The organism is Staphylococcus sp. GDY8P94P, assembly GCF_017892255.1.
Taxonomy (GTDB): domain Bacteria; phylum Bacillota; class Bacilli; order Staphylococcales; family Staphylococcaceae; genus Staphylococcus; species Staphylococcus cohnii.
This window is the reverse complement of sequence record NZ_JAESKU010000001.1, coordinates 461,884-478,005: the sequence shown is the minus strand read 5'-3', so window position 1 is coordinate 478,005 and position 16,122 is coordinate 461,884. Positions and strand designations below refer to the sequence as shown.

The 16,122-nt window shown below is 30.6% G+C and carries 15 protein-coding genes; 12 read left to right on the top strand and 3 right to left on the bottom strand.

The annotated features are described in order from the left end of the window. Positions 1-10 precede the first annotated feature (10 nt). On the bottom strand, positions 11-517 hold the full coding sequence (locus KA926_RS02410; RefSeq protein ID WP_107385315.1) for a GNAT family N-acetyltransferase: 507 nt from the start codon (positions 515-517) through the stop codon (positions 11-13). A gap of 121 nt (positions 518-638) precedes the next feature. Between KA926_RS02410 and KA926_RS02405 the strand changes: the two genes are divergently transcribed. From KA926_RS02405 to KA926_RS02385, 5 genes are all read left to right on the top strand, one after another. Next, entirely contained in the window at positions 639-1,556 is a 918-nt protein-coding gene (locus tag KA926_RS02405; RefSeq protein WP_107385316.1) for an NAD-dependent epimerase/dehydratase family protein, read from the top strand. Positions 1,557-1,569: 13 nt separating this feature from the next. Beyond that, on the top strand, positions 1,570-2,244 hold the full coding sequence (locus KA926_RS02400) for a response regulator transcription factor (RefSeq protein ID WP_192959408.1): 675 nt from the start codon (positions 1,570-1,572) through the stop codon (positions 2,242-2,244). Further along, positions 2,237-3,262, top strand: coding sequence for a sensor histidine kinase (locus KA926_RS02395; RefSeq protein ID WP_107385318.1), 1,026 nt, complete (start codon positions 2,237-2,239; stop codon positions 3,260-3,262). Before KA926_RS02400 ends, KA926_RS02395 begins: the two co-directional genes overlap by 8 nt. Positions 3,263-3,997: 735 nt before the next feature. Continuing rightward, the gene (locus tag KA926_RS02390) at positions 3,998-4,615 is read left to right on the top strand and encodes a DUF47 domain-containing protein (protein ID WP_210143561.1); all 618 of its coding nucleotides are present in this window, start codon (positions 3,998-4,000) and stop codon (positions 4,613-4,615) included. Between the two features lie 13 nt (positions 4,616-4,628). Then, entirely contained in the window at positions 4,629-5,636 is a 1,008-nt protein-coding gene (locus tag KA926_RS02385; RefSeq protein ID WP_107385966.1) for an inorganic phosphate transporter, read from the top strand. A gap of 596 nt (positions 5,637-6,232) precedes the next feature. On the opposite strand, the gene KA926_RS02380 is transcribed toward KA926_RS02385, so the two are convergent. Next, complete coding sequence (locus KA926_RS02380) at positions 6,233-7,042, bottom strand: LysM peptidoglycan-binding domain-containing protein (protein ID WP_107385293.1); 810 nt, start codon at positions 7,040-7,042, stop codon at positions 6,233-6,235. A 452-nt stretch (positions 7,043-7,494) separates the two neighbouring features. Here KA926_RS02380 and KA926_RS02375 point away from each other — a divergent pair, with 452 nt between their 5' ends. The 5 genes from KA926_RS02375 to KA926_RS02355 all read left to right on the top strand — a co-directional run bounded on the left by KA926_RS02375 (position 7,495) and on the right by KA926_RS02355 (position 12,917). After that, a complete protein-coding gene (locus KA926_RS02375) occupies positions 7,495-8,157 on the top strand; it encodes a Bax inhibitor-1/YccA family protein (RefSeq protein WP_192959409.1) in 663 nt (220 codons plus the stop codon). Between the two features lie 460 nt (positions 8,158-8,617). Beyond that, positions 8,618-10,768 (top strand): helix-turn-helix transcriptional regulator, encoded by a 2,151-nt coding sequence (locus tag KA926_RS02370; RefSeq protein ID WP_192959410.1) that lies wholly within the window; start codon positions 8,618-8,620, stop codon positions 10,766-10,768. Between the two features lie 166 nt (positions 10,769-10,934). Then, positions 10,935-11,291 carry a transcriptional regulator, SarA/Rot family gene (locus tag KA926_RS02365; protein WP_107386436.1) on the top strand — a complete coding sequence of 119 codons (357 nt, stop codon included), beginning with the start codon at positions 10,935-10,937 and terminating at the stop codon, positions 11,289-11,291. Positions 11,292-11,695: 404 nt separating this feature from the next. Further along, entirely contained in the window at positions 11,696-12,412 is a 717-nt protein-coding gene (locus tag KA926_RS02360; RefSeq protein ID WP_107384426.1) for a YebC/PmpR family DNA-binding transcriptional regulator, read from the top strand. A gap of 1 nt (position 12,413) precedes the next feature. Next, positions 12,414-12,917 carry a cupin domain-containing protein gene (locus KA926_RS02355; RefSeq protein WP_181187683.1) on the top strand — a complete coding sequence of 168 codons (504 nt, stop codon included), beginning with the start codon at positions 12,414-12,416 and terminating at the stop codon, positions 12,915-12,917. A 71-nt stretch (positions 12,918-12,988) separates the two neighbouring features. On the opposite strand, the gene KA926_RS02350 is transcribed toward KA926_RS02355, so the two are convergent. Further along, on the bottom strand, positions 12,989-14,101 hold the full coding sequence (locus KA926_RS02350) for a 5-methyltetrahydropteroyltriglutamate--homocysteine S-methyltransferase (RefSeq protein WP_192959411.1): 1,113 nt from the start codon (positions 14,099-14,101) through the stop codon (positions 12,989-12,991). Positions 14,102-14,312: 211 nt separating this feature from the next. On the opposite strand from KA926_RS02350, the gene KA926_RS02345 reads away from it, so the two are divergent. Next, the gene (locus tag KA926_RS02345) at positions 14,313-15,041 is read left to right on the top strand and encodes a ribonuclease FAU-1 family protein (protein ID WP_107384429.1); all 729 of its coding nucleotides are present in this window, start codon (positions 14,313-14,315) and stop codon (positions 15,039-15,041) included. 166 nt (positions 15,042-15,207) lie between these two features. Next, the gene (locus KA926_RS02340) at positions 15,208-16,062 is read left to right on the top strand and encodes a LysR family transcriptional regulator (protein ID WP_107505174.1); all 855 of its coding nucleotides are present in this window, start codon (positions 15,208-15,210) and stop codon (positions 16,060-16,062) included. The last annotated feature ends 60 nt before the right edge of the window (positions 16,063-16,122 follow it).

Below are 16,122 nucleotides of genomic sequence, written 5' to 3'. Positions count from 1 at the left end.
ATTTAATCTATTAAATTAGTAATTTAGCCATGATATATTTATTATAATATCGATGATCAATAAACAATTTATCTTTAAGTTCACCTTCGACTTGATAGTTTGCACTTTTAAATAAATCAACAGCGGTCGTATTTTCGGGAACGACTTCAACTTCAATACGGTGAATGTCATGGTTTAAACACCATGCTTCTATGGAATTAATTAATGATTGTCCTAATCCTTTTTCGCGATAATGCCTTATAACTCCCATAGAAAAATGTGCTTCATGCCGTGTACGTTCGAAATTTTCGGTAGTGACAATTGCAAATCCTACAAGTTCACCGTTGTTTTCTGCAATATAAATTGCATTAGAAGGAGAAGTTATATAATGTTCTAAGGTTGCGATAGCATCCGTATTAGAGGGCGCGTACTCGCCAGGATTGTATATCAAATAATCAGATTCATCATAGATTGTACTTAATAGTTTTATAAAAGGTTCTATATCGTTGATACCAATTTCTCGAATTTGATGAACCATATATGTCCACTCCTCATTTCCAATTTTTAAAACTCAGTTATAGTATAACTTAACATCATTAACATGAATTTACTAGGGAATAATTAAAATAAGAAAAATATATGATAAAGGGTGTCGTATAATGAAACCGAATATATTGCTTGCGGGCGTCACAGGATATATAGGAAAGAATCTAATTGAATCCATTAAAGATGAAGGGGTCTTATACACATTGTCTAAGTATCCTAAAGAAAAAGAATATAAAGAAATTATTTGGCTTGAAAAGGACATTTATAATTATAATGATGTTTTAACTGCTATGGAAGGTATAGACATTGCAATATATTATTTAGACCCAACCAAACATTCTGCTAAATTAACGCATGCAACTGCTAGGGATATCAATTTGATAGCCGCAGATAATTTTGGTAGAGCTACAGCAAAACAAGGTGTGAGTAAGATTATATATATTAGCGGTAGTCGTTTCGATGTTGAAACGAAAAGACGTTTATCGGCATATGGCACTGAAGTAGAAGAGACGACAGCACAAGTGGCACGCCCACACGTAGCAGTTGAGTTACAAACATCGAAATACGATGATGTAAGAAGTGCGCTAAGTATACAATTACCGATGAATTGGACATTAAATCAAATGGTAACATATTATTTTAAATGGTTAGATGAAACGAAAGGAACATTATTACATACAGCAGAACAAGGAGATAATTTTATCGTTTATATGAAAAATAAACGTAATCCTATACTAGTACTACGTAAGGTGAAGACTGAAAAAGATATCATAACGTTGTATCTTGTAAGTGGTAGTATTGTAAAACCTAATTTAAAAAAGCAGGGGAAATTAGAGTTTCGCAAATTAAAAGGTAGTCAACAAGTCATCGTACACCTGTTTGATTATATCCCGAAATTAACTTGGCCCGTATATTATTTATTACAATCACCTTTCCAAGATTTAATGATGAGAGGATTTGAAATTGATTGCCGCATTAAGCATTACCAAGGTCGAATTAATTCTGGAGAAAATATAAAATATACAAAATAGTTGAGGTGAGTTTATGGAAATTTTAGTAGTGGAAGATGATATGACTTTATTTAAAGAACTTAGTGAAGAGCTGGAACAGTGGGATTTTAATGTTAATGGTATCGATGATTTTAATCTTGTAATAGAAAAGTTTCAAGAGGTGGATCCAGCAATTGTCATTATGGATGTTAAACTACCAAAATACGATGGATTTTACTGGACGAGAAAGATTCGAGAAATATCAAATACACCAATTTTATTTTTATCCTCAAGAGATAACCCAATGGATCAGGTAATGAGCATGGAATTAGGCGCAGACGACTATGTTCAAAAACCATTTAATACGAATATTTTAATTGCTAAGCTACAAGCGATATATAGACGCGTTTATCAATTTAGTATAGATGAGAAAAGGGTCATAACTTGGCAAGAAGCGACACTCGATCTTACAAAAGATAGTATTAATAGAGATGATCAAGTCATATACTTATCTAAAACAGAAATGATTATTTTAGAGATGTTAGTAAAAAAACAGGATACAATTGTAACCAGAGACACATTGATAACTGCACTTTGGGACGATGAGGCGTTTGTCAGTGATAATACCTTAACTGTAAATGTGAATCGTTTAAGGAAGAAACTTGCAGATATAAATATGAAAGATGCAATTGAAACTAAAATCGGTAAGGGTTACATGGCTCATGGATAGTATTAAATGGGTTTGGTTATTTCTCCGTTCACGGAAAAATTGGATATTTTGGTTACTCATTTTACAATTCATCTTTTTAGGTATTGCTTTTTTAGATTATGATTTAAATGTAAACAGTGTTTTATATATTATTATTTTAAATATAGGATTAAGTTGTATTTTTTTATTATTTACATACTTAAAAGAAGTTAAGTTTTATAAACACTTAGATGATAATATAGAACCCGAAGCGTTAAAGCATAAATCACTGGCAGATACGCCATTTCAACAAGAGATGTTAGAGTATTTATATGATCAAATTACGACACAAAAAAAATTAGTGACTGAACAAAAACAACAAATTAAATCTACTGAAGCTGCGTTAACAGATTTCGTGCATGATATTAAGACACCAGTCACTGCATTGAAATTATTGATTGAAAAAGAAAATGATGATAATAGAAGACGTGCACTACTATTTGAATGGACACGTATCAACGATATGTTAGATAAACATTTGTTTTTGACTCGATTAGAGTCACAAAATAAAGATATGTATTATGAATACGTGTATTTAAAACGCTTAGTCATAGATGAAATACAGATTACTAGATATATTAGCCAAGCGAAAGGCATTGGTTTTGATCTTGAATTTGACGACGATTATAAAGTATATACAGATACTAAATGGTGTCGAATGATGATAAGACAAATTCTTTCTAATGCAATTAAATATAGTGAAAATAGCACAATTTATATAAGTGGAAGGCTGATTGAAAACCATGTGACGTTGGAAATTAAGGATGAAGGTAGGGGAATAAGTAAAAAAGACTTACCAAGAATTTTTGATAAAGGTTTCACCTCAACGAAAAATCGTAATGAAACGACGTCTTCTGGTATAGGGCTATATCTGGTGAAAAATGTAAAAGAAAAATTAGCTATAACTGTTCATATCAATTCTGAAATCAATAAAGGAACGAAAGTACAATTTGTTTTTCCAAACCAAAACGAAATTGTTGAAAGGTTATCTGATTATTAAATCTGTTCATATGCAATATATGAAAATGCGATGACAAATAAGATGTCTAAATATTGTATTTATCGACTATGGCGAATCAAAATTTACACAAAGTGTAAAAATGCGGAGCTTGAGACATGAATTACGTGGTTAGCGCCAAAGTGGCAATCCCTAATTTTGCTAAAGGGATTGCCATTTTTGTTATTACTCATATTTAGTGTAATTAAAATAAAAAATATATTCGCGTTTGACGTTATTGCGTATTAAGTAAAACTTTGACCAAAATATTTGTTTTCATAAATTTAAAGATAAGCACTACCTTGAAATGATTTTGTGTATGTTAATTTTGAGAAATATAGAAAAATAATTGTTGATTATAAATTGTAATTATGCAATTATTGCTATTGTGCGTTTTGATGTATGAATTTATAAATTTCTAAATCATTTTTGAAAAAATATAAATACGACAGAACGATATACACACAATTATTAATTTAACGAAAATGTAATGTTAAGAATTTGTAAATTTAATTGTAGGATTGTTAAATTTGTGCTATTTTCAAATAAGGACAAATCAACATTTGTGAGATTTTTTAAACCTAGTAAGCAAATACTCATTTACATAATATTAATAAAACAAAAAAGTAATGGGTGTATTGTAAATCTTGCCAATTTTAATTTGTCTAGAAAAGAATGTAATTTTTTAAATTTATTGAAGGTGATTGTATTGGTCACTGTAAATGGAGGATTTTTTGAATGTTTAACAAGAAAAAAGATAAGTTCATGGTGAAACTTGAAGAAATGATTTTCAACTTAGACCGTGCAGCAATTGAATTTGGTAAAATGGATTTTAATACACACTTAGACCTTAAAGCATATTCAGATAATATTAAAACATACGAATCACATGGTGATGAGCTTATGCATCAAGTGATTTCGGATTTGAACCAAACATTCATTACACCTATTGAACGTGAGGACATCCTCTCTTTATGTAACGCTATTGATGATGTTTTAGATGCAATTGAAGAAACATCAGCAATGTTTGAAATGTACTCTATAGAATATACAGATGAATATATGGCTGAATTTGTTGATAATATCCAAAAAGCTATTGCTGAAATGAAATTAGCAGTAGGCTTACTTGTCGATAAAAAATTATCTCACATGCGCATTCATTCTATTAATATTAAAGAATTTGAAACTAACTGTGATGGTATATTACGTCAGTCAATTAAACATATTTTTAACAGTGAAACAGATCCTATCACACTTATTAAAATCAAAGAGATTTATGAAAGTCTAGAAGAAATTGCCGATAAATGTCAAGCTGTAGCGAATAACTTTGAAACAATAATAATGAAAAATAGCTAAGGAGTCCTAACTTATGGAATATATTTTGATTATCACAGTAGCTATCGTTATTTTTTCTTTGATATTTGACTTTATCAATGGTTTCCATGATACAGCCAATGCCGTCGCTACTGCTGTTTCAACACGTGCATTAACTCCTAGAACTGCGATTATTTTGGCGTCAGTTATGAACTTTATTGGTGCATTAACATTTACTGGAGTTGCAAGTACGATAACAAAAGATATTGTAGATCCATTTAAATTAGAAAATGGTCTAGTTGTGGTTTTAGCTGCTATTTTGGCAGCAATTATTTGGAATTTAGTAACTTGGTTTTTTGGAATACCTAGTTCATCTTCACATGCATTAATTGGCTCAATCGCTGGTGCAGCAATTGCTTCACAAGGTACATTTGCTGTATTACACTATCAAGGCTTTACAAAAATAATAATTGTATTACTTTTATCACCAGTTATTGCGTTTTGTGTTGGTTTTATTATGTATTCAATTGTTAAAGTAGTTTTCAAAAATGCAAATCTTACGAAAGCAAATCGTAATTTTAGATTTTTCCAAATTTTCACTGCTTCATTACAATCATTTTCACATGGTACAAATGATGCACAAAAATCAATGGGTATTATTACTTTAGCGCTTATAGTTGCGAATATCCAAACAGGTACAAGCACCGAGCCTCAACTATGGGTTAAGGTTGCCTGTGCTACTGCGATGGGGTTAGGTACAGCTGTTGGTGGTTGGAAAATCATCAAAACAGTTGGTGGAAACATAATGAAAATACGTCCAGCTAATGGTGCAGCAGCTGATTTATCTTCTGCTTTAACTATTTTTGTTGCGTCATCATTGCATTTTCCACTTTCAACGACGCATGTCGTGTCTTCATCTATATTAGGTGTAGGTTCTTCTAACCGTATTAAAGGTGTGAAATGGAATACTGCACAACGTATGATTATTACTTGGGTAATCACATTACCTATTTCTGCGTTATTAGCCGCTTTAATATATTTTGTAATCAATCTTGTTTTATAAGTATTAACAATGGTTAATAATAAATAACTAAATAAATTTAAGAATGAGTTTAAGACCTACATCTTATTCTTAAGATAAAGGGCTAATCTAAATACAATAGGGTTGATCCTTTCAGTCTGCCGACAAAGTCTCTGATTTTGTCGGCAGTTTTTTTGTGCGTGCTTTTCCTTGGGTATTGTCTTACAGCAGTATTCAGCATGTGCACTTCCACAGAAGTCGACTCAAATCACTGGCGAAATTATAATATAAAATAAGCAGTGGTGTTATTTGTTATGTTGAATCAATCAATTGATAAAGGCGATTAATGAAATAATTAAACAAAGGGGTAGAGGAGAGAAAAGGAAAGAAGATAAAAATATGTATCAATTTAAATGAAATAGTAGTACAGATTTAACTCATAAATATATTGATCTAATATGATCACAATTTAGATGAAGGCAGTGAATACTTATCTAATCAAAAAAATGAGTCAAGAGATGAAAATTGAGAAAAAGAAAACGTCAATTTCTATATGTTTTCCATAGAAATTGACGTAATATTTGTTTGATAAAGAGGTTTAAGTCCTTCCTCTTTTTTAATCATTCATTTTGGTTATCTTAATGAATATAATTATAGCTAGAAGCAGTAGATGCTGGAATTGTACGATAATCTACTGTACCTGGAGGTGTATTATAATTCATTTCTGATATTAAAATACTGCCATCAGGATTTACTTGCTCAACATATGCAACGTGACCAATTGGACCTTCATAATTTTGCATGATAGAACCAGCAGTTGGCGTGTTGTTTACTGTATAGCCATCTGCTGCAGCATTGTTAGCCCAGTGATCAGCGTTCCACCAATATGTACTAATTGGTTGTCCAGTTTCTGCTCTACGATTAAATACATGCCATGTACATTGACCCCAATCATATAAATTAGCGTCACTAGCAGAAGTATTACCTGTAGAAGGTGTTTGTGTAGCAGTGTTACCAGAACCACCTGAACCGCCAACACTTGATCCATTTGGAATCGTAAGTGATTGACCTGGATGGATTAAATAACCATTTAGATTATTTTCTGACATTAGTGCATCTACTGAAACACCATAATTGTTAGCAATGATGTTTAATGATTCACCAGATTTAACTGTATGTGAAGAACCACCTGATGTTTGTGAAGAAGTGTTTGAACTTGAGCTTTGACCACTTCCACCAACTTCGATAACTTGTCCCGGAAATACCATATTGTTATCGAGGTTATTGTTTTGTTTAATCTCATCTACTGAAACACCATATTGTTCTGAGATTGTCCATAGTGACTCACCTGATTGTACTGTATGTTGTGTTGATGCTTCAGCTTCATGGTTAGCAATAAACGCTGCTGCACCTGAAGCAGCAGTTACTGCAAATGCGAACTTTTTCAAAAGAACTCCTCCTCACACCTATATAAATAACTCATTTCAAATTATATATATCTGTATTGATTTTCTTTAATTGAATTCATGTTACATACTAACAAAAAATAGGCGACTTGTGTTTAATGTTATAGAGATGTAACATTATTAACATTTTAGTGCGTTGCTATGTAAACATAATAAATACTTTTGTTATGGACTTTAAACGGGGTTTGAGTTTTAGAATTCATTTTAAAATTTATTACTTTGTAACATTTGAAAATGTGTAAATTTCAATTAACTTAAATATCTTTTTAGAATTGATAATAAAATGTTTGATTTAACTTGGAATAGTGAAAATGAAAGTAATACATTTAATCAAAAACAAAACTATAACGACGTTTAAGCACCTTGATTATACAAATCAGCAAATAAATTTCAATTAATGTGTAAAACGTTATAACATCTAAGGAGTGAATTGGTTGGCTGAATCAACACAACAAATTAATCAAAAGCAATCTAAATCTAAAAAGGACAAATCCAAATCCCATGCGTATGGTAAAGTGTGGTTATTCTTTGTTTATTATTGGATTATTTTTGGTATTGGCTGTTATTTTGGACAGTTTTTACCTATGGAATGGAGAAAGCCACTATCTATCGTCTTACTCGTATTAGTATTATTTACAGTTTTAACTAATCGTGCACGTAAGTATGGATTGGTTATTTCACATATATATGCCATAGTTGTCGGATTATTGTCCTATGCTACATTTACAGCTTATTTGCAAAATTTAGGGACAGAAGTGTTTTATAAAAATGTGCTATTAGCAATAGGTGCTTTTATCGCATTTGGTATAATTGGCTATTTCATTGTCGATAACGCTGCAGGTATGGGTAAATACTTATTTGTTACGTTAGTCGCACTGATTGTTGCTGGAATCATCGGTATGTTTGTGCATAATCCAATATTCCATACAATCATTACAGTAGTAGGTTTATTGTTATTCTTATTATATACTTTATATGATTTTAATCGTATGAAACGTGGTCAGTTTTCTCCACGAGAAATGGGATTCAATTTATTCATCAATTTATTACACATTATCAAATATGTATTAAGACTAGCGAACAAATTTAAAAAGTAATATATAAGATAAAAATTTACAAACCGAAAGTTATAAATTCTAATAAAAGAAAACCGTAACTGAATTTCTATAAAATTCAGTTACGGTTTTTTTAGTTTATTGCCTTTATCTTAACTTTTATTATCATTATTACTTCAGCAAGACCATTGAATAATATTCAGTTTAGATAAGATCGTCGTGTCACGAGAGGTTTAATTTATGATCATATAATAATGTGATATAACAACTTATTTTATCATTAATAAAATATAAAAAGTTTAGAATTAAGGACGATGAATGAAAAATTATGTTGACAAATTAAATTATTATATTCAAAATTATGTAATGATAAAACATGTACTTTGAAACTAAAAAAGTGAATGTTCTATTTTCAAAAGATGAAAATATTAAAGAAATATTCATTTTTATAAAAATGATTTTATGTGTATGGTGTGTAACTGAATATGAGAGAGGTTGGAATATGGAAGTACAGTGCTTAAATATTATTTCTAAAAAATTTTATCCTACTAAACGTGTAACAGATGGCCTACTACTATTACTGCCAATAAAGGGAGTATTAGAGATTCAACAATTTACCGCTAATGTAAAAATTGATACAGAAGTATTAATCGTAAACCATACAGAAATCTTTAGCATTAAACGAAATGAAACAACCATTTTATTATATATTGCGAGTGATTGGTTTTTAGAACGAGGTTATTCATTTTTTGATTATCAATATAACTCCAAGTTGATTCAATCTACAGCACAATTAACAAAATCTTTAATAGAGTTAACGAAACACTACTTAAACCATACATTAAGTTGTGATATTTATGAAAATTACATGGTCAAAATTGTTGAAATTATTGCTAATGAAGCTAAAGTAGATTCGAACTATTTACCCCAGCAAACAGACAACTCATATTTTGGTATTACTGGAGAAATACTAGATTATGTGAGTCGTAATTTGAAACAACCATTAACGTTAAAATCAATTGCCAATCATATTTTTATTTCACAATCAAATATATCTAGTCAATTTTATAGTAAGTTGGATATGAATTTTAAAACTTATGTGGATACATTAAAATTGGCAACATCTATGAAAGAGTTATTGAATGGTCAATATACCATTGGAGAAATATCTGACTTATATGGTTTTAGTAGCGCAGCACTTTACAGTAAAAAATTCAAACAATATTACGGTTATACACCCAATCAATATCGTAAGCTTACGAAATACAATAAAAATTTATATTATCCTTATGAAACACTGGATGACACATTTAAAGATCAAGTAAAATCTCAACTTACTACAAAATTAGCAAATAGTGATGTGCAAAACAATGAAATTACTATTTGCTCTGATTATTTTTCGGATAATCGCAATTCGTCTATAATCATTCAAATTTATACAATAACAGAGTTATACCAATTGTATACTGATCCTAAAATGAGTTATTTGATTGAAAATGACAATCAGGTTTATATTTATTGCAATATAAACGTAAAAGTTTTTCAAAAATACATTTCTGAACAACAAACATATAAAGCGATTGACTTTATCATAAAAAACAATGCACATTTGGTGCTTCAAGTTTATGAAAGTCAAGACATTGAAATATATTTAAATCAGATTTGTAGACCTTATGCGACTTATTTACAAACTAGCACAAACTTCAATCAGGATTTGCTTAATAAGATAACTTATTGTTTTGACTTGAGTACAATGACGATAAAAGAAATTTATCGTAATATTATCAAAATCAGACAGTTTAGAGAAAATGTGAAATTTGGTATTGATATTACCCAATTATTTAATGAACCTGATACTTTTAAAATGTTGGAAGTACAGTTAAAGAGAATTGGTTTTGATTACTATTGTGTAGATAATCAAAAGCTTTCAACACCAAATTTAAATGATACTCATGAAATGTTGTTGACGAAAGAAATCTTTAAATTTAATTATATAAGAAAAATAATGTCAGAAATGTGTTTAGAGGAAAGGCATTATTTTTTATTAAATGTAAGAAATAATTTTTTAGTGCATGATGAGTCAATGAATATTATTGAAAGTCCACCATTGTTAGTCGGTGTTTTTAAAAGAATATTAAAACATTTTTCAGGTATCGGTGTAGATCTGATACAGCAAATGAATGGCAATGAATCTTTATACTTATATGATAAAAGTGGTTTCCGCACATTGGTCGGAAGTATGTTTCATCGTTTGATAGAAAAAACGCGCTATAAAGTATATGAACATGATTTTTATACTATTATTGACCAAGTAGATAAAATTAGCGTTTATATAAGCGATTGGCAAATTATGGAAAATGAAGTATCGAATCGTCATGCGACAAAAATGTCAGTTAATATAAATTTTAAAGATTTAAAGTTAAGAAAAAAGCATTTAATTTTTAAAGAGACTTATAACAATGTGCATGGAAATATCAATTGTGTAATACCAGGCAATTTACGTGAGAAATACCAGTGGTCTGATTTATTTATAGAAAAAATAGAAGCGTATAATAAGCCGCTAATTAATGTATTTGAACATCCATTTAATGACAAATCTTTAAGTGTAGCTATCGATTATAACACTGTACACATTATTGATATTTATAAATAAGCATTTGAGCCCGAAATATATAATCAAATTAACATGTTTTACAAAATTTAATTTACTGGTGTTCGTAATAATGACAAAGCTATAAAAATAAATGATAAAGACAGAGTTACTTTTTTTAGAGATAATGAAATTGTATTGCTTACTAGCGTTTGGAGGTGTAGCAACAATGACTGATGAAAAGAAGGCGCAGTTATTAAAAATTTATAAAAAATATAATAGAGTAATGTCATATATAGAAAATAAATATAAATTAACAATGAATGATATTGCTATTTTGGAAATAATACAACAAAATTGTAGACAGCAAAACATGCTGATGCAACCATTTTTAAAAATTGCGACGACTGAACTCGATTTGAGCCGGACAAAAGTGTTAGCATCAATTCGACGATTAATTAACCAAGATCGTGTAAGCAAATTACGTTCAACAAAAGATGAGAGAAAAGTGTTTTTATCGATGACGGAAGAGAATAATACGAAGTATCAAACTTTGTTAGATGAAATCGAAGCACAGGTAGACTAAAATATTTAAAAAGCATAATTACATAAAGATAACGCTTATTCAGTTACAAATATTAAAGATTATAACGGTATTGCGTGAACGAATATGAGATATTAATCTCATACTCGATATAAAGGACTTATCCAAATTTTGTGGATTAGTCCTTTTTACAATTAAAATGATATAATTTTGATCGCGCTTATTTGTCCGGTTATAGTTTGAGGTTGTAATTCATCGACGTTAAGTTTACATTGGCGCAAGCACATTTCAAACTCGCTTTAAATAAATGACAAAATAGTTAAGCTTACTTGAGAGAATCAATAAAAATATAAGCAAAGTAGCATGTTAATCTATGTGATATAATGAAAATATTGTATAATATGATGTATTGATTTACGCATTTAATTAGAAAGTGAGATGAAATTATGGGACGTAAGTGGAATAATATTAAAGAGAAAAAGGCCCAAAAAGATAAGAATACGAGTAGAATTTATGCTAAATTTGGTAAAGAAATCTATGTAGCAGCTAAATCTGGGGAACCCGATCCAGTTTCAAACCAAGCTTTAAGATTAACATTAGAAAGAGCAAAAACATACTCTGTGCCTAACCACATTATAGATAGAGCTATTGAAAAAGCTAAAGGTGGCGGCGAAGAAAATTACGATGAGTTGCGATATGAAGGGTTCGGTCCGAATGGCTCAATGATAATTGTAGACGCGCTTACTGATAATGTTAATAGAACTGCATCTGATGTTCGTGCTGCATTTGGTAAAAATGGTGGCAATATGGGTGTTTCTGGTTCTGTTGCTTATATGTTTGAACATACTGCCGTATTTGGTGTTGAAGATAAGTCAGCGGATGATGTCTTAGAAAGTTTAATGGAACAAGAGATAGATGTTAGAGATGTCATTGACGAAGATGGTTTAACCATTGTATATGCTGAGCCTGATCAATTTGCGCAAGTACAAGATGCATTACGTGCATCAGGTGTTGAAACATTTAAAGTAGCGGAGTTTGAAATGTTACCACAGTCAGATATTGAATTATCAGCAGAAGATCAAGAAACATTCGAACAATTAATTGATGCATTAGAAGATTTAGAAGATGTACAAAATGTATTCCATAATGTGGATTTGAAATAACATGGATAAAAATCAAGAAGTACAAAAATGGATTGAACAATTACAATTACATCCGCATCCAGAAGGTGGGTATTATAAAGAGACTATAAAAGCGATACCTGATAACTCAAATCAAAGGTCGGCCTATTCGAGTATATATTTTCTTTTAACGCATGATAATATATCACATTTTCATCGAATAGATGCCGATGAAATCTGGTATTACCATTCAGGAGATTCCTTAACTGTTCACATGATACACCCAGACGGCAACTATCAAAAAGTAACAGTAGGTCCTCATATCGAAAATGGTGATGTATTGCAACATGTAGTACCAAAAGGTACGATTTTTGCATCGTCTATTGAAGATTGTGCTGGCTATGCACTTGTGGGTTGCATGTGCCATCCAGCATTTGAATTTAAACATTTTGAGTTATTGAGTAAAGAATGGTTAAACGAAACTTACCCTGAGTTAAAACAAATTAACGATCGTTATGCTTTATCATCATTGGACATTAATAGTTAAATATAAAAGCAAACTCGTGTTACTTTCTCATTAAAACAGTTGTGAAAGTAACACGAGTTTTTTAATTAATATTATTTTGAAGTACCAAAAACTTCGTTAGCGATTTCAACAATATAAGCTAACTTTTTCCATTGTTCTTCTTCTGTCAATTTATTGCCTTCTTCTGTAGAAGCAAAACCACATTGCGGACTTAGACAAATTTGTTCTAAATCTATATAATTTTGTGCTTCTTTTACACGTTTTAAAATAGTATCTTTATCTTCTAATTCACCGTTTTTTGAAGTGAATAATCCCAATACTGCAAATGAACAGTCTTTTGGGAAAAATCTTAAGGGTTCGAAATCACCTGAACGTTTATCGTCATATTCTAAGAAGAAACCATCTAATTGTTCTTTGAATAGATACGGTGCGATTGGTTCGTAACCACCAGAAATGGCCCAAGTAGATTGGTAATTTCCGCGACAAATATGTGTTGTGATTAATAAATCTTTTGGTAAATCACTGATTGCTTCATTAATCACTTTATAAGCAAGTTGACGCGCAACTTCTTTTTCTGATTCACTTCTATCACGCCCACGTGTGTTTTGTGTTCCAGAAGTCAAGTTTGCCCAATACACATCATCTAGTTGAATATAACGTGCACCAAGCTCATAGAATTTAAGTAAACTATCATGATAAGCCTTTGCTACATCATGTGCAAAATCATTGATGTCAGGATATATCTCTTCGTTTAAAATGTTAGGATGGAATAATTGATTAGGACTTGGAATAGAAACTTTTGCTGTTGCACGACCGTTCACCTTATCATATAAAAATTTAAAGTGTTCAAAATGGGGATGATTTGGATTGAATGCAACTTTATCAACCACTTTGACGTTGTGATTTCTAGTTTCCACACCTTCAAATGTTAAACCTCGCTCAGATGTGTAACCTTCAACACCATCCAAGTTTTCTAAGAAATCAAAATGCCACCAACTTCTGCGGAATTCACCATCAGTAATACTATGTAAACCAATTTCTAGTTGTTTATCTATGATGCGTTCAATTTCTTCATCTTCTATATTTTTTAAAGTTTGTGCATCTATTTCATTGTTTTGATAATCTTTACGTGCATCTTTTAAGCGTTTTGGACGTAGTAAACTCCCTACGTGATCCGCTCTAAATGGTCTTTGTGTCGTTGACATATGGCTATCTCCCTTTTTTAAAGAATTTTCTGAAAAATATATTAAAAATTTAACAAAATTCTCAACAATTGTCAATTTCGCTTTTGCGCTATGAAATATAGTACAATAAAAATAATTATCTACTCGCTATTAACTAAAAAGTTAAATGTAACAAACATAAGATGACATGTAAGGTTCAGTTTTATATAATAATGACAAGGAGTTGGTGGCAGTGAAAGTAAAATATATTGATAAACGTCACTGGCGTCGCATCATTGACAGAGAGTATACGGAAGTCAAAGTGAATAATAACAAATTTAAAGGTATTATTGGGTTAGTAACGATGAAAAAAGTACGTGAACCACTAGAAGTATCGGTGGTAGGACAAAATATTGTTGTTGCTGATGATAATTATCAGTGGTTACAAATATTACCTGAAAAAAAGCGTTATAGTATCACAGTGATGTTAGACGACAAGGGCAATCCGTTAGAATATTACTTTGACATAAATATAAAAAATGTTACGCAAAAAGGAAATGCGCGTACGATTGATTTATGCTTGGACGTATTAGCATTACCTAGTGGAGCATACGAGCTTGTAGATGAAGACGACTTGTTACGCGCTTTAAATCAAGGACAAATAACGAAGAAACAATATCACGAAGCATACATTATCGCACATCAGTTAATGATTAAAATTGATACAGATTTTACAACGATGCAAGACAAAATTATGTATTGTTTTCATAAAATAAAACAAAAAGCGAATTCTCAAAAGCAATCTTCTTTTAATAAACAAAAATTTAAAGGAAAAAAGCATAAAGACAAAGACTCTGTATACAATGAGACTAAACATAAGCCGATAAAAAAATACAATAAGCATCATAATCATTCTAATCAAAACAAAAATAAATCACATCATAGTAAGATTAAAGATTCAAATGCATCTCAAAAATCTTAAAATTGTGGTAAACAAAATTCCCTATATTAGTCATGCATTAACCATGTTATAGTTAAAACTGCGAGAATTGAAGATTACTGAATATAAGTAATTAACGCAAAGTAGATAAAAGTAAGGCCACCATAAATAAAGATATTTAAGTATTTGTAAAAATAGGGGGATAATTATGAAGATTGACGATTATCGCTTGTTAACTACATTAGATGAGACAAAAACGCTCAGGAAAGCAGCAGAAATTTTATATATCTCTCAACCAGCAGTAACTCAACGATTAAAAGCGATAGAAAATGCATTTGGTGTCGATATATTCATACGTACAAAAAAGCAATTAATAACTACGACTGAGGGTATGATGATTATTGAACACGCGCGCGATATGTTAAATAGAGAGCGTCTATTTTTAGATAAGATGCAAGCACATATCGGCGAAGTAAATGGTACCATTTCCATCGGTTGTTCGTCTTTAATAGGTCAAACGTTGTTGCCAGTTGTATTAAATTTATATACACGACAATTTCCAAATGTAGAAATTCAAGTTCAAGTAGGATCAAGTGAACAAATTAAAGCTAATCATAGAGATTATCATGTGATGATTATTCGTGGTAATAAAATGATGAATTTAAGCAACACACATTTATTTAATGACGAACATTATTTTATCCATCCAAAAAATCGTAATGATGAAGTAGAAAAGATGCCGTTTATCGAATTTCAGGCTGATCCTATATATATTAATCAAATTAAAGAATGGTATGGTAGTCAAATCGGTCAAGATTATCACGCGATGATTACGGTTGATCAAGTGGCGACATGTAAAGAAATGTTATTAAATGGTGTTGGCGTGACCATATTGCCAGAAATAATGATGAAACACCTAGATAAGGAACAATTTGCGTTTCAACGCGTAGATATAGAAGATAAACCGCTGATTCGTTCTACTTATTTAAGCTATGATCCAAGCATGTTACAGTTGCCACAAGTTGATTCATTTATTAATTTAATAATGGAATACGTGGAATAATAATTATTCACAATTGAATATTTTGATTCAGTTATAAAAGTAACTTTGCGAAGAGTTATA